The sequence below is a fragment of the Acidovorax sp. A1169 genome (genome assembly GCF_030704685.1).
Taxonomy (GTDB): Bacteria; Pseudomonadota; Gammaproteobacteria; order Burkholderiales; family Burkholderiaceae_C; genus Acidovorax.
This window is the reverse complement of sequence record NZ_JAUZDX010000006.1, coordinates 107,482-124,783: the sequence shown is the minus strand read 5'-3', so window position 1 is coordinate 124,783 and position 17,302 is coordinate 107,482. Positions and strand designations below refer to the sequence as shown.

The 17,302-nt window shown below is 65.4% G+C and carries 14 protein-coding genes and 1 other RNA gene; 10 read left to right on the top strand and 5 right to left on the bottom strand.

Annotation, left to right across the window (positions count from 1 at the left end):
- Positions 1-438 precede the first annotated feature (438 nt).
- The 5 genes from QYL93_RS12410 to ompA all read right to left on the bottom strand — a co-directional run bounded on the left by QYL93_RS12410 (position 439) and on the right by ompA (position 4,590).
- The gene (locus QYL93_RS12410) at positions 439-1,683 is read right to left on the bottom strand and encodes an integrase arm-type DNA-binding domain-containing protein (protein WP_305743912.1); all 1,245 of its coding nucleotides are present in this window, start codon (positions 1,681-1,683) and stop codon (positions 439-441) included.
- A 221-nt stretch (positions 1,684-1,904) separates the two neighbouring features.
- Positions 1,905-2,291: a transfer-messenger RNA gene (gene ssrA, locus QYL93_RS12405) on the bottom strand.
- A gap of 12 nt (positions 2,292-2,303) precedes the next feature.
- On the bottom strand, positions 2,304-2,969 hold the full coding sequence (gene gph, locus QYL93_RS12400; protein ID WP_305744060.1) for a phosphoglycolate phosphatase: 666 nt from the start codon (positions 2,967-2,969) through the stop codon (positions 2,304-2,306).
- Between the two features lie 46 nt (positions 2,970-3,015).
- On the bottom strand, positions 3,016-3,741 hold the full coding sequence (gene ubiG, locus QYL93_RS12395; protein WP_305743911.1) for a bifunctional 2-polyprenyl-6-hydroxyphenol methylase/3-demethylubiquinol 3-O-methyltransferase UbiG: 726 nt from the start codon (positions 3,739-3,741) through the stop codon (positions 3,016-3,018).
- Positions 3,742-3,945: 204 nt separating this feature from the next.
- A complete protein-coding gene (gene ompA, locus QYL93_RS12390; RefSeq protein ID WP_305743910.1) occupies positions 3,946-4,590 on the bottom strand; it encodes an outer membrane protein OmpA in 645 nt (214 codons plus the stop codon).
- Between the two features lie 222 nt (positions 4,591-4,812).
- On the opposite strand from ompA, the gene gyrA reads away from it, so the two are divergent.
- The 10 genes from gyrA to QYL93_RS12340 all read left to right on the top strand — a co-directional run bounded on the left by gyrA (position 4,813) and on the right by QYL93_RS12340 (position 17,273).
- Complete coding sequence (gene gyrA, locus QYL93_RS12385; RefSeq protein WP_305743909.1) at positions 4,813-7,485, top strand: DNA gyrase subunit A; 2,673 nt, start codon at positions 4,813-4,815, stop codon at positions 7,483-7,485.
- 142 nt (positions 7,486-7,627) lie between these two features.
- Complete coding sequence (gene serC, locus QYL93_RS12380; RefSeq protein ID WP_305743908.1) at positions 7,628-8,737, top strand: 3-phosphoserine/phosphohydroxythreonine transaminase; 1,110 nt, start codon at positions 7,628-7,630, stop codon at positions 8,735-8,737.
- 52 nt (positions 8,738-8,789) lie between these two features.
- Positions 8,790-9,887, top strand: a complete 1,098-nt coding sequence (gene pheA, locus QYL93_RS12375; RefSeq protein ID WP_305743907.1) for a prephenate dehydratase — start codon at positions 8,790-8,792, stop codon at positions 9,885-9,887.
- A 99-nt stretch (positions 9,888-9,986) separates the two neighbouring features.
- Positions 9,987-10,871, top strand: a complete 885-nt coding sequence (locus tag QYL93_RS12370; protein WP_305743906.1) for a prephenate dehydrogenase — start codon at positions 9,987-9,989, stop codon at positions 10,869-10,871.
- Positions 10,871-12,919, top strand: a complete 2,049-nt coding sequence (locus QYL93_RS12365; RefSeq protein ID WP_305743905.1) for a bifunctional 3-phosphoshikimate 1-carboxyvinyltransferase/cytidylate kinase — start codon at positions 10,871-10,873, stop codon at positions 12,917-12,919. Before QYL93_RS12370 ends, QYL93_RS12365 begins: the two co-directional genes overlap by 1 nt.
- A gap of 195 nt (positions 12,920-13,114) precedes the next feature.
- Positions 13,115-14,800, top strand: coding sequence for a 30S ribosomal protein S1 (gene rpsA / locus QYL93_RS12360; protein WP_057205905.1), 1,686 nt, complete (start codon positions 13,115-13,117; stop codon positions 14,798-14,800).
- Positions 14,801-14,873: 73 nt separating this feature from the next.
- Positions 14,874-15,221 (top strand): integration host factor subunit beta, encoded by a 348-nt coding sequence (locus QYL93_RS12355; protein WP_179681180.1) that lies wholly within the window; start codon positions 14,874-14,876, stop codon positions 15,219-15,221.
- A 96-nt stretch (positions 15,222-15,317) separates the two neighbouring features.
- Positions 15,318-15,620, top strand: coding sequence for a lipopolysaccharide assembly LapA domain-containing protein (locus QYL93_RS12350; protein WP_305743904.1), 303 nt, complete (start codon positions 15,318-15,320; stop codon positions 15,618-15,620).
- A complete protein-coding gene (gene lapB, locus QYL93_RS12345; protein ID WP_305743903.1) occupies positions 15,610-16,764 on the top strand; it encodes a lipopolysaccharide assembly protein LapB in 1,155 nt (384 codons plus the stop codon). Before QYL93_RS12350 ends, lapB begins: the two co-directional genes overlap by 11 nt.
- Positions 16,765-16,841: 77 nt before the next feature.
- On the top strand, positions 16,842-17,273 hold the full coding sequence (locus QYL93_RS12340) for a helix-hairpin-helix domain-containing protein (RefSeq protein WP_305743902.1): 432 nt from the start codon (positions 16,842-16,844) through the stop codon (positions 17,271-17,273).
- Positions 17,274-17,302 lie beyond the last annotated feature (29 nt).

Below are 17,302 nucleotides of genomic sequence, written 5' to 3'. Positions count from 1 at the left end.
GGCCCCGTGCATCGCTGGCGCCGCTGGGAGCTCCGTCACCGAGTGCACACGTGTGCACGCTCGCATGCCGGTGAGGTGGCTCCAGGGGAAGGCCCTCACGAGCTCATTTCCACGAATGTGCGTGTCGGTGCGCCGGTGGCACAGAAGGGCCAAAGGGCCGGCAGCGAGGGCGCGAAGGGATGGGAATAGGGAGAAAACAGTGTTGTGTGAGTGTTTTTCTCACTATGTAAAAGTGTTCCCACTCTGTTCCCAGTCTGTTCCCACTTTGTTCCCACTCGCTACCGGCCGGTAATCCGCATGGCTGCTGGATTCATGGTGTCTGTTCCCACTGTTCCCACGGTTTTCCCGGGAATGGTGGTGAAGGAAATTTGCACGACCATCGCGCGCCCATGAAAAAAGGGCCTCGCGGCCCGTTGTGTCTGGTGCTGGTGCCGCCCGTCAGGCGGCGCGCTGCGGCATTGACAACACGTCTGCACCCTTGCGCAGCTTGTCCAGGTAGTCCGCCCACTGCTGCACCTGGTCAAAGCGCTTCGTGAGGTACTGGGTGCGGTTGTAGCTGCGGCCGTTGGAGTCCTTCACCGCGTGGGCCAAGTTCGCCTCGATGGCCAGCGGGTCCAAATCGAGCTGGTCCACCAGCATCGTGCGGGCACTGGCACGGAAGCCATGCCACGACTGCTCATCACCGAAGCCCAGCGAATACAGGGCGCTGCGCACCGAGTTATCCGACATGGGCCGGCCGTGGTCGCGCTGGCCAGGGAACACGTATGCGCCGTGGCCTGTGAGGGGGTGCAGATCGCGCAGCAGCTCTACGGCCTGGGTGGGCAGGGGCACCACGTGGGCAGCGCCCTGCTCTTTTTCCCTTTTGGTACGCTTCATCTTCGCGCTGGGGATGGTCCACAGTGCCGCATCAAGGTCCAGCTCGGCCCACTCCATGGCCCGCAGGTTACCCGGCCGCTGGTACAGCAACGGGGCCAGCAGCAGCGCCGTGCGCACGGTCGGCCCGCCCTTGTAGGCGTGCATGGCCCGCAACAGCTCGCCGAAGCGCTTGGGCTCCACCACGGCGGGGAAGTTCGTGCCGCGATAGGGCGTGAGGCGGCTTTTCAGGCCTTCGGTAATGTCGCGCTGGGTGTTGGCGGCGGTGGGGAGCCAGTAGCGCCACACCTGGCGGCACAGCATGAGGGCGCGGTCGGCGGTTTCTATCGCGCCGCGCTCCTCCACCTTCTGCAGCGCGGCCAGCAGCTCCATGGGTTCGATGCTGGCCATCGAGCGCTCGCCGATCCAGGGGAACAGATCCCGCTCAAGCTGGCGCTTGGTGCGCTCGGCGTGGCCCGGGCTCCACTCGGGCACTTGCTTGCCGTGCCACTCCAGGGCCACGGCCTTGAAGGTGTCGCCATCCTGCCGGGCGCCCTTGAGCTTTTCCACCTTGCGGGCCTGCACCGGGTCAATGCCAGCGGCCTTCTGGCTCTTGGCGGCATCCCGCGCCTTGCGTGCAGCCGTCAGGCCCACGGCCGGGTAACTGCCCAGCGCCATGCGGCCTTCCTTCCCGTCCTTGCGGTACTTCCAGAACCACCGCTTTGAACCCGAAGGGCTGACCTCAAGGTAGAGGCCTCCCGCGTCGGCCAGGCGCTCGCGCTTGGCGCCGGGGGAACAACTCGCGTTTTTGCAGTGAGCATCGGTCAGCATGGGGGAACAGCTCCAGGGGTGGGGGAACGGCCTCCCCCATAGGGAAACGGGGGAACAACTGGCCCGAGTCTACGACTTTCGGGATTTGTTCCCCCGTCTGTTCCCCCGCTTTGCCTCGGATGTAGATGGACTACAGCGAACGTCCATGCACTGTAAGTCGTTGATTCACCAAAGAAAAAGGGCGTTCACTGGACTTCAGTGAACGCCCTTGGACGTTGTAATGGTGGAGCTGGCGGGAATTGAACCCGCGTCCGCAAGCCTTCACCGGGCAGATCTACATGTTTAGCGGTCTGATTTGAGTCTCGCCACCTGTGTCGCGCAGTCGCACGCTACACAGGCCGCCAGTACCCTTAAGTCTCGCCCCAATCCAAGGTACCCGGATCGGAGCCAGCCCATGTAATTATCCTTGCAGCCGGGAGGCTCTGATTGCTCAGAACCCCCTTGCCCAGCCCATCGGCCAACTGTTGCAAGGCTCACTGGCAATTAAGCAGCGAGTGCGAAACGTTCGTCGTTTGCAGTTAGTTTGTTAAATCGAGATTTACGAGCGTGAATCAAGCTCGACATGCACCACACCGGCTCCGAACCCACGTCGAAACCAGGACAGCCCCAGACTTCCTATTTTAGGCCTGTCCCAGCAGTTGCAAGAGCTCGGAGGGAGATTTAATTGCAGCGTGCGCGCCCCAGGCATGCGGGGCCTGCGCGGAGCCCAGGTAGCCGTAGGTGGCGGCGACCGTGCCCATGCCGGCGGCCAGGCCCGCCACGATGTCGCGCTCGTCGTCGCCCACGTAGATGCATTGGCTGGCATCGATTTTCAAGCGGGCGGCCGCCTCCAGCAGTGGGGCCGGGTGCGGCTTGGCGTGCGGCGTGGTGTCGCCACTGACCACCGCGCCCGCGCTGGCAAACAGCGGCATGGCGCGCGTGAGTGGGTCGGTGAAGCGCATGGCCTTGTTGGTGACCACGCCCCAGACCAGACCCCGGGCCTGCAGCGCCTCGACCAGCGCGGGCACGCCGTCGAACACCTCGGTGAGCAGCGTCATGCGCGCTTCGTAGTTGGCAAAGAACTCTTCGCGCAGGGCGGCAAACTCCGCATCCTCGGGCCTGAGCCCGAAGGCCTCGCCCAGCATGCCGCGCGCGCCGGCACCGGCCATGGGGCGGTAGCGCGCCAAAGGCAAGGATTCCAGGCCCCGGTCGGTGCGCATCTTGTCGGCGGCAGCGGCCAGGTCGGGGGCGCTGTCGATCAGGGTGCCGTCCAGGTCGAACAGCACGGCGCGGATGTTGTGGAAGATGGGGGTCACAGGGGAAGTCGTCACAGGCAAGGGTTGTCAGGTCGAATCAAGCGGGGCGCTGTGTTGCGAACATGTAGTTCACACTGGTGTCGGCACTGAGCCAGTAACGCTTGGTGAGCGGGTTGTATTCCAGCCCGCGGGTCTGCTGCACGTCCAGGCCCGCAGCACGGCAATGCGATGCCAGTTCGCTCGGGCGGATCATCTTGGCGTATTCGTGGGTGCCGCGCGGCAGCATGTTGAGCACGTACTCGGCCCCCACGATGGCCAGCATGAAGGCCTTGGCATTGCGATGAATGGTGGAGAAGAACACCCAGCCGCCGGGCTTGACGAGTTCGGAGCAGGCCTTGACGACGGACGCCGGGTCGGGTACGTGCTCAAGCATCTCCATGCAGGTCACCACGTCGAAGCTGGCGGGCTGCTCTGCGGCGAGCGCCTCCACACTGATCTCGCGGTACTGCACCCCTTTGGTGCCAGCTTCGAGTGCATGCAACTGGGCGACGCGCAGGGCCTTGGTGGCCAGGTCGATGCCTGTCACATCGGCCCCCTTGCGGGCCATGGAGTCGGCCAGGATGCCGCCGCCGCAGCCCACATCGAGCACGCGCTTGCCGCCCAGCCCGCACAGGGCGTGGATCCAGTCCAGGCGCAAGGGGTTGATCTGGTGCAGCGGACGGAATTCACTCTCCGGGTCCCACCAGCGGTGGGCCAGTGCAGAAAACTTGGCCAGTTCGGCCGGGTCGGCGTTGAGGGGGATGGTGGTCGTTTCTTCGCTCATGGTGTGCATTGTCAACGATGATGGCCGCCGCAATGACTTCGCGCCTAAAGCCGGGCTCCAGAGAGTTTTCGGACCGCGTCTATATATATGTGCAACGTGCCATGGATTCACCCCAGGGCACTTTGTACTAGTACAAAATTCGAAAAGGTCCAGACGAAAAAAAGCCCCGTTGCCGGGGCTTCTTTGTGCAGAGCAATCGAAAGATTACTGAGCGCGGGTGCCAACCACTTCGATTTCCACGCGGCGGTTCTTGGCGCGGCCTTCAGCGGTCTTGTTGTCAGCCACTGGTTGCTTTTCGCCCTTGCCTTCGGTGTACACGCGGTTCTTTTCGATGCCCTTGGACACCAAGTAAGCCTTGACGGCTTCGGAACGGCGGACCGACAGCTTCTGGTTGTAAGCATCGGAGCCCACGGAGTCGGTGTGACCCACGGCGATGATGACTTCCAGGTTGATGCCCTTGACCTTGGAGACCAGGTCGTCCAGCTTGGCCTTGCCTTCTGCCTTCAGCACCGACTTGTCGAAGTCGAAGAATGCGTCGGCAGCGTAGGTCACCTTGCTTGCCATGACTGCGGGAGCAGCAGGCGTAGGCGCAGCAGCGGCAGGTGCTGGAGCAGCGCCAGGTGCTGGAGCAGCAGCAGGTGCGGAAGCTGGAGCGGCGATAGCGCCATCGCAGCCTGGAGCAGCGGTGGCTGGCGTCCAGTTGGCATTGCGCCAGCAGTATTCGTTGGTGCCGTTCTTCCAGACCAGTTGGCCAGAAGCATCTCTCCAGTTGTCAACGGTTTGGGCGCCAGCGGCGGTTGCGAGCGCTGCAGAGGCAAACAACATCGCCACTTTGTTCAGTTTCTTCATGGTTCTCCTCTTGGGGAAAAAGCCGCAGCCTCGCTGCGAATCAGGACGCTTGAGGTGACCATCACCCAAAGCGTTCAAACGATTGTGCCATACGTAACTAGGCAAAAGCGCCCGCACCGCATTGGGGCCCGTAGGACAAAACCGTAATTGCGACGATATGTTGCGGGAGCGCGACACGCTTTCCCCTCTAAAATGATTCTCCTTCGCCGCCACCGCCGTCCTATGACCCAGTTTGCCAAAGAAACCCTGCCCATCAGCCTCGAAGAGGAGATGCGGCGCAGTTACCTCGACTACGCGATGAGCGTGATCGTGGGCCGGGCCCTGCCCGATGCGCGCGATGGACTGAAGCCCGTACACCGGCGCGTGCTGTATGCCATGCACGAGATGGGCAACAACTACAACAGCAAGTACCGCAAGAGTGCCCAGGCGGTTGGCGAGACGATGGGTAAGTACCACCCGCACGGTGACTCTGCCATCTACGACACCATCGTGCGCATGGCCCAGCCGTTCAGCCTGCGCCACCCGTTGATCGATGGCCAGGGCAATTTCGGTTCGGTCGATGGCGACAACGCCGCAGCCATGCGGTACACCGAAATTCGCCTGGACAAGATTGCCCACGAAATGCTGGCCGACATCGACAAGGAGACTGTCGACTTCGGACCGAACTACGACGGCAGCCTGACAGAGCCGATCGTGCTGCCCAGCAAGCTGCCCAATCTGCTGGTCAATGGTTCGTCGGGCATCGCGGTGGGCATGGCCACCAACATCCCGCCGCACAACCTGAACGAAGTGGTCGACGGCTGCCTGCACATGCTGCGCAACCCCGATGCCACGGTCGATGATCTGATGGAGATCATCCCGGCACCCGACTTCCCCACGGCCGGCATCATCTACGGCATCAACGGCGTGAAGGATGGCTACCGCACCGGCCGCGGCAAGGTGGTGATGCGCGCCAAGTGCCACTTCGAGGACATCGACCGCGGCCAGCGCCAGGCGATCATCGTCGACGAGCTGCCCTACCAGGTCAACAAGAAGACGCTGCAGGAGCGCATGGCCGAGCTGGTGCACGAGAAGAAGATCGAGGGCATCAGCCACATCCAGGACGAGTCCGACAAGTCGGGCATGCGCCTGGTGATCGAGCTCAAGCGTGGCGAAGTGCCCGAGGTGGTGCTCAACAACCTGTACAAGCAGACGCAGTTGCAGGACACCTTCGGCATGAACATGGTGGCGCTGATCGACGGCCAGCCCCGCCTGTGCAACCTGCGCGACCTGATCAGCGTCTTTTTGCAGCACCGCCGCGAGGTGGTCACCCGCCGCACGGTGTTCGAGCTGCGCAAGGCGCGCGACCGCGGCCACGTGCTCGAAGGCCTGGCCGTGGCGCTGGCCAACATCGACGACTTCATCGCCATCATCCGCAACGCCCCCACCCCGCCGGTGGCCAAGGCCGAGCTGATGGCCCGCCCCTGGGACAGCAAGCTGGTGCGCGAGATGCTCACCCGCACGCGTGCCGACGGCGGCGTGATCAGCGCCGACGACTACCGCCCCGACTCGCTGGAGAAGGAATTCGGCATGGGCCAGGACGGCCTGTACCGCCTGTCGGAAACGCAGGCCCAGGAAATCCTGCAGATGCGCCTGCAGCGCCTCACCGGCCTGGAGCAGGACAAGATCGTTGCCGAATACAAGGAAGTCATGTCGGTCATCGAAGACCTGCTGGACATCCTGGCCAAGCCCGAGCGCGTCTCGACCATCATCAGCGAAGAGCTCACCTCCATCAAGACGGAGTTCGGCCAGAACAAGCTGGGCGCACGCCGCAGCATCGTCGAGTACAGCGCGCAGGACCTCTCCACCGAGGACCTGATCACCCCCACCGACATGGTGGTGACGCTCAGCCACACGGGCTACATCAAGAGCCAGCCTTTGTCCGAGTACCGCTCGCAAAAGCGCGGCGGGCGCGGCAAGCAGGCCACGGCGACGAAGGAAGACGACTGGATCGACCAGCTCTTCATCGCCAACACGCACGACTACATCCTGTGCTTCTCCAACCGCGGCCGGCTGTACTGGCTCAAGGTCTGGGAAGTGCCCGCAGGCTCGCGCGGCTCGCGCGGCCGCCCCATCGTGAACATGTTCCCGCTGCAAGAGGGCGAGAAGATCAACGTGGTGCTGGCGCTCACGGGTGATATGCGCACCTTCCCGGCAGACCGCTACGTGTTCATGTCGACCAGCATGGGCACCGTGAAGAAGACCGCGCTCGACGAATTCAGCAACCCGCGCAAGGGCGGCATCATTGCCGTCAACCTCGATGACGGCGACTACCTGATCGGCGCCGCACTCACCGATGGCCAGCACGACGTGATGCTGTTCAGCGATGGCGGCAAGGCCGTGCGCTTCGACGAGAACGACGTGCGCCCCCTGGGCCGCCAGGCCCGCGGCGTGCGCGGCATGACGCTGGAAGATGGCCAGAGCGTGATCGCCATGCTGGTGGCCGAGGACGAAACGCAAAGCGTGCTCACCGCCACCGAGAACGGCTACGGCAAGCGCACCAGCATCGTCGAGTACACGCGCCATGGCCGGGGCACCAAGGGGATGATCGCCATCCAGCAGAGCGAGCGCAACGGCAAGGTCGTGGCCGCCACCCTGGTGCATGCAGACGACGAGATCATGCTGATCACCGACAAGGGCGTGCTGGTGCGCACCCGCGTGTCCGAGATCCGGGAACTGGGCCGTGCCACGCAGGGCGTGACGCTGATCGCAATGGATGAAGGCTCGCAACTGAGCGGCCTGCAACGCATCGTGGAGAACGACGCCAACGTGATCGAGCCAGAGGGTTCGGATGAGGGTGGCGCCGGAACCGAAGGCGATGCCGCGCCAGGCGCCGACGGTACTCCAGAGTCCTGAGGGGCCGTTTGCAGGCTGCGGCACACCGGGGCGCCGGGTGCCGCAGGCCCTACCCATCGGGCAGCAAGCGACAGCAGTGCGGGCCACAGCGGGCAGCAAGCCGCCAGGCCCATCGAACGACAGTCTTATTTTTCGTTTTCAGATGAACCGCCCCTACAACTTCTCCGCCGGCCCCGCCGCCATCCCCGCCGAAGTGCTGCAGCAAGCCGCCTCCGAAATGCTGGACTGGCACGGCAGCGGCATGGGCGTGATGGAGATGAGCCACCGCGGCAAGGAGTTTCTGTCCATCTACCAGCAGGCCGAGGCCGACCTGCGCACGCTGCTGGCCGTGCCGGCGAACTTCAAGATCCTGTTCATGCAGGGCGGCGGCCTGGCCGAGAACGCCATCGTGCCGCTGAACCTCTCGCGCGCCGCCGCGGTGGACTTCGTGGTCACCGGCAGTTGGAGCCAGAAGTCGCAGAAGGAGGCGCGCAAGTACGCCTCCGAAGTCAACATCGCCGCCAGCAGCCAGGACAGCGACTTCACAACCCTGCCCGCCCCCGCCACCTGGAGCCTGAGCCGGGGCGCCAGCTACCTGCACATCTGCAGCAACGAGACCATCAACGGCATCGAGTTCCACGAACTGCCCGACCTCAAGGCCCTGGGCTCGGATGCCCCCCTGGTCATAGACTTCTCGTCCCACGTGGCCTCGCGCAGCGTGGACTGGTCGCGCGTAGGCCTGGCCTTTGGCGGCGCGCAGAAGAACCTGGGCCCTGCCGGCCTGACCCTGGTGGTGGTGCGCGAGGACCTGCTGGGCCATGCCCTGCCCGCCTGCCCGAGCGCCTTCGACTACAAGACTGTGGCGGACAACGAGTCCATGTACAACACTCCGCCCACCTGGGGCATCTACGTGGCGGGCCTGACCTTCCAGTGGCTGCTGCGCCAGCGCGAGGGCGAGCTGACCGGTGTGGCCGCGATGGAGCAGCGCAACATCGCCAAGGCCGAGTTGCTCTACAACGCCATCGACGCCTCGCAGCTTTATGTGAACAAGGTGGCCGTCAACTGCCGTTCGCGCATGAACATCCCCTTCTTCCTGCGCGACGAGTCGCGCAACGATGCCTTCCTGGCCGGCGCGCGCGAGCGCGGCCTGCTGCAACTCAAGGGCCACAAGTCCGTGGGCGGCATGCGCGCCAGCGTGTACAACGCCATGCCATTGGCCGGTGTACAGGCGCTGGTGGACTACATGCGAGAATTTGAACAAAAGCGCGCCTGAGCCCCTGCCCCTCCCTCTCATCCGGACGCCAGCCCGAAAAGTTGCCTCTTACATGACCCAACCGCAAGCCTCCCCTGATCTCGCCAGCCTGCGCGTGCAGATCGACTCCATCGACCAGCAATTGCTCACGCTGCTCAACCAGAGGGCCCTGGTGGCCGAACAGGTCGGCGAGGTCAAGAAGCGCGAGGGCACGCCGTTCTTTCGCCCCGACCGCGTGGCCCAGGTCATCGACAAGATCCAGACCGCCAACCCGGGCCCGCTCAAGGGCGCGCACGTGGCCGCCATCTGGCGCGAGATCATGTCCGCCTGCCTGGCGCTCGAATCGCCCCAGCGCGTGGCCGTGCTCGGCCCCGAGGGCACCTTCTGCGAGCAGGCGGCCATCGAGTTCTTCGGCGGCGCCGCCGACCTGATGTACTGCGCCAACTTCGACGAGGTGTTCCACGCCACGGCCGCAGGCAGCGCCCAGTACGGCGTGGTGGGCGTGGAGAACTCCACCGAAGGCGTGGTCACGCGCTCGCTCGACCTGTTCCTGCACACCCCCACCCATGTGGTGGGCGAGGTCAGCCTGCTGGTGCGCCACAACCTGCTGCGCACCAGCAATTCGCTGGACGGCATCGAGGCGGTGCTGGCCCACCCGCAGGCCCTGGCGCAATGCCAGGCCTGGCTGTCCAAGCACCTGCCGCATGCCGAGCGCCGCCCGGTGTCGAGCAATGCCGAAGGCGCCCGGCTGGCCACGACCAACCCTGCCTGGGCCGCGCTGTCGAGCGAACGCGCCGCCACCCAGTTCGGCCTGCACATCGTCTCGCACGCCATCCAGGACGATGCCTACAACCGCACGCGCTTTGCCATCATCTGCCTGCCGCACACGCTGCAGACCCCACCGCCCTCGGGCAAGGACTGCACCAGCCTGGTGGTCTCGGTGCCCAACCGGCCCGGCGCCGTGCACGACCTGCTGGTGCCGCTCAAGACCCACGGCGTGTCCATGACGCGCTTAGAATCGCGCCCTGCGCGCACCGGCCAGTGGGAGTATTACTTCTACATCGACCTGGACGGCCACCCCGCCCAGCCCCACCTGGCGCGCGCGCTCGAAGAGCTGCGCAGCCTGTGCGCCTTCTACAAGGTGCTGGGCACCTACCCGGTCGCGCCATGACGCCAGCGCGCACCGCCCGATGCCTGGCCACCGCCCCCCTGGGGACGGCTGCGCTCTCGCGGGGAACAGCCCCGCACCGATACATGCCGGAATCGCACCATGTTTGAACAATTGGGACTCATCGGCTGCGGCCTCATGGGCGGCTCCTTCGCCCTGGCGATGAAAAAGGCCGGCCTGGTCAAGCGCGTGGTCGGCTACAGCAAGTCGCCCTCCACCACGGACCGTGCGCGCCAGATGGGCGTGATCGACGTGGAGGCCCCCTCGGCCCTGCTGGCCGTGGCCGGCGCCGACATCGTGCTGGTGGCCGTGCCCGTCTCTGCCACCGAAGCCACGCTCAAGGCCATCAAGCACCTGGTCACGCCCAACATGCTGATCATGGACGTGGGCTCCACCAAGGCCGACGTGGTGCAGGCCGCACGCCGCGCGCTGCGCGACCAGGTGGGCTCGTTCGTGCCCGCCCACCCCATCACGGGCCGCGAGGTCGCGGGCGTGGAGCACGCCGATGCCGAGCTGTACACCGGCCGCCAGGTCATCCTGACCCCCACCGAGAAAACGCTGACCACCCAGCTCAGCCAGGCCGAGACCGTGTGGACCGCGCTGGGCTGCCGCGTGAGCAGCATGTCGCCCGAATCGCACGACGCGGCCTTTGCCGCCGTGAGCCACCTGCCCCACCTACTGGCCTTTGCCATGATGAACAGCATCACCGGCCAGAACGATGGCGACGACTTCCTGTCGCTGGCAGGTCCGGGCTTTCGCGATTTCACGCGCATTGCCGCCAGCGACCCCAAGGTCTGGCGCGATATCCTGCTGGCCAACCGCGAGGAATTGCTGGCCCAGTCGCGCCTGTTCCAGCAGACCCTGCAGAACATCGAGCAGGCCATGCAAAAGAGCGACGCGCAGGCGCTCGAGGACATGATCACCCTGGCCAGCGAGACCCGCGCGCACTGGCGCATGGGCGCGCAGCGCACGAGCAAGGGGCGCTGATGTTCAGCACACCCTATCTCGACCTGCCGGCCCTTGACGCGGCGGGCGGCGAAGTCCACCTGCCCGGCTCCAAGAGCATCTCCAACCGCGTGCTGCTGCTGGCCGCACTGAGCACAGGCACCACCACCGTGCACGACCTGCTGGCCTCGGACGACACGCGCGTCATGCTCGACGCCCTGCGCCAGATCGGCTGCACGGTGGACGAGGACGGCAGCACCGTGCGCATCACCGGCCTGGGCGGCGCCACACCCCGCTCACCGGCCAGGCTGTTCATGGGCAATGCCGGCACGGCCATGCGCCCGCTCACCGCCGCGCTGTCGCTGCTGGGCGGCGAGTTCGAGCTGTCGGGCGTGCCGCGCATGCACGAGCGCCCCATCGGCGACCTGGTCGATGCGCTGCGCCAGCTCGGTTGCCGCATCGACTACCTGGGTAATGATGGCTACCCGCCGCTGCGCATTGCGCACGGCCAGGGTGTGCCGGCCCTGGCGCTGGCCGCGCCCATCCGCGTGCGCGGCGACGTGTCCAGCCAGTTCCTCACGGCCCTGCTCATGGCGCTGCCCCTGGCAGCACGCGACCAGGACATCGTGATCGACGTGGTGGGCGAGCTGATCTCCAAGCCCTACATCGCCATCACGCTGCAGCTGCTTGCCCGCTTCGGCATCGAGGTCACACACCAGGACTGGCAGCGCTTCACCATTGCTGCGGGCAGCCAGTACCGCTCGCCCGGCGACATCCATGTGGAGGCCGACGCCTCCTCGGCCAGCTACTTCATTGCGCTGGGCGCCATTGCCGCCGGGCACGAAGGCCTGCCCGAAGGCATCCGCATCCATGGCGTGGGGCTCGACTCCATCCAGGGCGACATCCGCTTCGTGGAGGCGGCCCGCGCCATGGGCGCGCAGGTCACCGGCGGCGCCAACTGGCTGCACATCCGCCGCGGCGCGCCCGGCGAGGGCTGGCCCCTGAAGGCCATCGACCTCGATTGCAACCACATTCCCGACGCGGCCATGACATTGGCGGTGATGGCGCTGTACGCAGAGGGCACCACCACGCTGACCAACATCGCCAGTTGGCGCGTGAAGGAAACCGACCGCATCGCCGCCATGGCGACCGAGCTGCGCAAGCTCGGCGCCACGGTGGAGGAAGGCACCGATTTCATCCGCGTGACCCCGCCCGCGCAGTTGGCCGACTGGAAGGCCGCCAGCATCCACACCTACGATGACCACCGCGTGGCCATGTGCTTCTCGCTCGCGGCGTTCAATCCTGCCAGGTTGCCGGTGCGCATCGAAGACCCCAGGTGCGTGGCCAAGACCTTCCCGGACTATTTCGAGGCACTGTTTTCGGTGGCGCATGCGGCCACCGAGCGCACCCCGGTGATCTGCATCGACGGCCCCACCGCCTCGGGCAAGGGCACTGTGGCGGCGGCCGTGGCCCAGCGCCTGGGCTACCGCTTCCTCGACTCGGGCGCCATGTACCGCATCACGGCTCTGGCGGCCATCCGCCAGGGCCTGGCCATCGACGCGGCACACGAAACCCGCATTGCCGACATGGCCAAGACCCTGCCCGTGCACTTCGAGGGTGGGCGCGTGTTGCTGGGCCAGGACGACGTCACCGACGATATCCGCACCGAAGAGGCGGGCATGAACGCCTCGCGCGTATCGTCCCTGCCCGCCGTGCGCGAGGCCCTGGTGGACCTGCAGCACAGCTTTCGGCGTCTGCCAGGCCTGGTGGCGGACGGCCGCGACATGGGCACGGTGATCTTCCCCGAAGCCCCGCTCAAGGTGTATCTGACGGCCAGCGCCGCCTGCCGCGCGGAGCGCCGATATAAGCAGTTGATTTCAAAGGGATTTTCGGCTAACATAGCCGACCTTCGTGCAGACCTAGAGGCGCGCGATGCGCGGGACAGCTCCCGCAGCGTCGCCCCCTTGAAGCCCGCGCAGGACGCCCTGGTACTGGACAACTCCGAATTGACGATTGATGAAGCCGTCGATCAGGTGCTTGTCTGGTGGCAGGAGCGGCAGCCTTTCGCAGCCCCGGCCGCGCAGGGCTGACTGGCAGGGCCGCAAGGCGCTGCAAGCCAGGGCGCAAGCCCTGCACGGCCCCAATGGCACCGCTCGCTCACCAGCGCACGGGCCCTGTGGATCAACCACCACCTAACCGCGGCTTTGCCGCAAAAAACCACCGCAAGCAGCTATAAAAACGGAAGCAATGGTGCTCCCGGAATCCTGTTTGTGGCAAGGAAACACATGTCAGAATCTTTTGCCGCCCTTTTTGAAGAATCCCTGCAGCGTACCGAAATGCGCCCAGGCGAAGTGATCACCGCCGAAGTCGTGCGCGTGGAACACAACTTCGTCGTGGTCAACGCCGGCCTCAAGTCCGAAGCCTACGTGCCGCTGGAAGAATTCAAGAACGACAAGGGCGAAGTCGAAGTCCAAGTGGGTGACTTCGTGTCGGTGGCCATTGGCTCCATCGAAAACGGCTACGGCGACACCATCCTGTCGCGCGACACCGCCAAGCGCCTGGCTTCGTGGATGAGCCTGGAAAAGGCCCTGGAATCCGGCGAATTCGTCACCGGCACCACCAGCGGCAAGGTCAAGGGCGGCCTGACCGTTCTGGTCAACGGCATCCGCGCATTCCTGCCCGGTTCGCTGATCGACACGCGTCCTATCAAGGACCTGACGCCCTACGAGAACAAGACCCTGGAATTCAAGGTCATCAAGCTCGACCGCAAGCGCAACAACGTGGTGCTGAGCCGCCGCGCCGTGGTGGAAGCTTCCATGGGCGAAGAGCGCGCCAAGCTGATGGAAACCTTGAAGGAAGGCTCCATCGTTCAAGGCGTGGTCAAGAACATCACCGAATACGGTGCGTTCGTGGACCTGGGCGGCATCGACGGCCTGCTGCACATCACCGACATGGCATGGCGCCGCGTGCGTCACCCATCGGAAGTGGTGACGGCTGGCCAGGAAATCACCGCCAAGATCCTCAAGTTCGACACCGAAAAGAACCGTGTCTCGCTGGGTCTGAAGCAAATGGGCGACGACCCATGGATGGGCGTGAACCGCCGCTACCCCCAGAGCACGCGCCTGTTCGGCAAGATCACGAACATTGCCGACTACGGCGCGTTCGTCGAACTCGAGCCGGGCATCGAAGGCCTGGTGCACGTCTCCGAAATGGACTGGACCAACAAGAACATCGCTCCCGCCAAGCTGGTTTCGCTGGGCGACGAAGTCGAAGTCATGGTTCTGGAAATCGACGAAGACAAGCGCCGCATCAGCCTGGGCATGAAGCAGTGCAAGGCCAACCCATGGCAAGAATTCGCACAGGACACGAAGCGCGGTGACCGCGTCAAGGGTCCGATCAAGTCGATCACCGACTTCGGCGTGTTCGTGGGTCTGGCTGCCGGCATCGACGGCCTGGTTCACCTGTCCGACCTCTCGTGGAACGAACCCGGCGAAGCCGCCGTTCGCAACTACAAGAAGGGCCAGGAAGTGGAAGCCATCGTGCTGGCCGTGGACGTGGACCGCGAACGCATCTCGCTGGGCATCAAGCAGCTCGACGGCGACCCGTTCACCACGTTCGTGACCGTGAACGACAAGGGCCAGACGGTGACCGGCAAGGTCAAGACCGTGGACGCCCGTGGCGCTGAAATCGACCTCGGCGAAGACATCGTGGGCTACCTGCGCGCTTCGGAAATCTCCCGCGACCGCGTGGAAGATGCCCGCAACGTGCTCAAGGAAGGCGACGAAGTCACTGCCGTGGTGGTCAATGTGGATCGCAAGACCCGCAACATCCAGCTGTCGATCAAGCAAAAGGACATGGCCGACGAGCAAGGCGCCATGGCCAACCTGAGCCAGCAATCGAGCCGCGAAAGCGCCGGTACGACCAGCCTGGGCGCCCTGCTGCGCGCCAAGCTGGACAACTCCGACAAGTGATAATCTGACCCCTTGAAGGTCAGTCAGCGGGCGCCTAGTGCGCCCGCTGCTCATTCACCCCTACATTGACGCCATGACCCGCTCTGACCTTGTTGAAGAACTGGCCGCCCGCTTTGGCCAGCTCACCCACCGCGATGCCGAATACGCCGTCAAGACCATTCTTGACGCGGTGGGCGACGCGCTGGTGCGCGGCCATCGCATCGAGATCCGGGGTTTTGGCAGCTTCTCGGTGAACCACCGTCCACCGCGCATGGGCCGCAACCCACGCAGCGGCGAAGCCGTGGCGATCCCGGAAAAGCGCGTGCCCCATTTCAAGCCGGGCAAGGCCCTGCGCGAAGCCGTGGACAAGCGCACGGCGGAAATGGAAGACAGCACGCCCGTGGTGCAGGCACCCGCGAAAGCCACTGGCACGTCGGGTTGACGCACCAGACGGGCGCAGCGCTGCCAGATGACACGCTCCCCATGGGGGTGCACACCATTTTGGCGCCGTAGAATCTCCCCACCACCGGGGAGCCCCATGAAATACCTCCTGTGGCTGCTCAAGGCAGCCATTTTTTTTACCCTCTTCGCTTTCGCGCTGAACAACCAGCAGGACGCCACCGTGCACTTCTTCTTCGGCACGCAATGGCGCGCGCCGCTGGTGCTGGTCGTGCTCACGGCCTTCTCCGCCGGCCTCATCGTGGGCGTGCTGGGCATGGTGCCGCGCTGGTGGAAGCACCGCAGCGCGGCGCGCCAGGCCCTCAAGCAGGCGCCACCCGCCAAGGCCGCCGTCCCCGCCGAAGCCGCACCTGCCGAGATGCCGCCCATCCATGGAATTTGACCTCAGCTGGATTTTGCTGGGCCTGCCGTTGGCCTTCGTGCTTGGCTGGCTGGCATCGCGCTTCGACCTGCGCCAACTGCGTGCCGAGAACCGGCGCGCACCCAAGGCCTACTTCAAGGGCCTGAACTTCCTGCTCAACGAGCAGCAGGACCAGGCCATCGATGCCTTCATCGAGGCGGTGCAGAACGACCCCGACACCTCGGAGCTGCACTTTGCCCTCGGCAACCTGTTTCGCCGCCGCGGCGAGTACGACCGGGCCGTGCGTGTGCACGAGCACCTGCTCTCGCGCGGCGACCTGGGCCGCACCGACCGTGAACGTGCCCAGCATGCGCTGGCGCTCGACTTCCTCAAGGCCGGCCTGCTCGATCGTGCAGAAGACGCGCTGAACCGCCTGGAAGGCACGCCCTTCGAGGCCCAGGCCCGGCTGGCGCTGCTGGCCATCTACGAGCGCTCGCGCGACTGGCCCCATGCCACCACCATTGCGCGCAAGATGCACGACGCCGACCAGGGCGACTTCAGCACCCGCCAGGCGCATTACCTGTGCGAGCAGGCAGCGGCCCTCAGCGGCCAGGCCGACCATGCCGGCGCCCTGGCCCTGCTGGAGCAGGCCGTGGCCGCTGCCCCCGGCGCCGCACGCGCGCGCATCGACATGGCGCGCCTGCAGCACCTCATGGGCCAGCCCGCCGCCGCGCTGGCCACCCTGAAGGCGCTGGGCGAGCACAACCCTGCCGCCCTGCCCCTGGCCGCACCGCTGATGGTCGAGGCCGCAGCCAGCACCGGGCGCAGCACGGAAGCCCAGGCATTGCTGCAGGAGCACTACGACAGCGCGCCCTCGCTCGACGTGCTGGAAAGCCTGGTCGCCATTGACACGGCGCAGGGTGCAGGCGAAGGCGCCCGCCAGCGCTATGTGGACCACCTGGACAAGGAGAAATCCCTGGTGGCCGCCGCCAAGTGGCTGGCGGGCGAGAAGCTGGAGCACGAGTCCTTCCACCCGCAGGTCCAGCGCGCGCTGGACCACGCCGTCAAGCCCCTCACCCGCTACCGCTGCGCGGCCTGCGGCTTCGAGGCGCGCCAGCACTTCTGGCAATGCCCGGGCTGCCAGACCTGGGACAGCTACCCGGCTCGGCGCGTGGAAGAACTGTAGCGGTGGCACAAGAGACTTGATCCCCGGGTGCCGACCGATATGATGATCGGCACCACAACACCGAGGGAGTCGTATCCATGTTCAAGAAATTCCTGTTCATCATCGCCCTGCTGTTTGCCGGCACCGCATTTGCGGCCGTGGACGTGAACAAGGCCAGCGCGGCCGAACTGGACGGCATCAAGGGCATCGGCCCGGCCATGTCCGAGAAGATCATCAACGAGCGCAAGGCCAGCGAGTTCAAGGACTGGAACGACTTCATCGGCCGCGTCGGCGGCGTGGGCGAGAAGACGGCGGCCAAGTTCTCGGCCGAGGGCCTGACCGTCAACGGCAAGCGCTTCAGCGCCGCAGCCCAGGCCAAGGCCGACAAGAAGAAGAAAGACGCAGAAACCAAGGCGAGCAAGACCGCCAAAGGCGATGACAAGCCCGCCAGCAAGAAGAAGGACAAAGCGGCCGCACCTGCTACCGCTGCGTCCACCCCCCAGGCAGCTGCCAGCGACGCAAAGAAGTAAGGCTCGGACTGCGCCCCGGGCCCACCCGC

Coding starts and splice junctions, on each gene's coding strand:
- QYL93_RS12365 (WP_305743905.1), top strand. CDS start 10,871: ATGTTCAGCACACCCTATCTCGACCTGCCGGCCCTTGACGCGGCGGGC.
- QYL93_RS12370 (WP_305743906.1), top strand. CDS start 9,987: ATGTTTGAACAATTGGGACTCATCGGCTGCGGCCTCATGGGCGGCTCC.
- QYL93_RS12350 (WP_305743904.1), top strand. CDS start 15,318: ATGAAATACCTCCTGTGGCTGCTCAAGGCAGCCATTTTTTTTACCCTC.
- ubiG (WP_305743911.1), bottom strand. CDS start 3,741: ATGAGCGAAGAAACGACCACCATCCCCCTCAACGCCGACCCGGCCGAA.
- ompA (WP_305743910.1), bottom strand. CDS start 4,590: ATGAAGAAACTGAACAAAGTGGCGATGTTGTTTGCCTCTGCAGCGCTC.
- gyrA (WP_305743909.1), top strand. CDS start 4,813: ATGACCCAGTTTGCCAAAGAAACCCTGCCCATCAGCCTCGAAGAGGAG.
- QYL93_RS12355 (WP_179681180.1), top strand. CDS start 14,874: ATGACCCGCTCTGACCTTGTTGAAGAACTGGCCGCCCGCTTTGGCCAG.
- serC (WP_305743908.1), top strand. CDS start 7,628: ATGAACCGCCCCTACAACTTCTCCGCCGGCCCCGCCGCCATCCCCGCC.
- rpsA (WP_057205905.1), top strand. CDS start 13,115: ATGTCAGAATCTTTTGCCGCCCTTTTTGAAGAATCCCTGCAGCGTACC.
- lapB (WP_305743903.1), top strand. CDS start 15,610: ATGGAATTTGACCTCAGCTGGATTTTGCTGGGCCTGCCGTTGGCCTTC.
- pheA (WP_305743907.1), top strand. CDS start 8,790: ATGACCCAACCGCAAGCCTCCCCTGATCTCGCCAGCCTGCGCGTGCAG.
- QYL93_RS12410 (WP_305743912.1), bottom strand. CDS start 1,683: ATGCTGACCGATGCTCACTGCAAAAACGCGAGTTGTTCCCCCGGCGCC.
- QYL93_RS12340 (WP_305743902.1), top strand. CDS start 16,842: ATGTTCAAGAAATTCCTGTTCATCATCGCCCTGCTGTTTGCCGGCACC.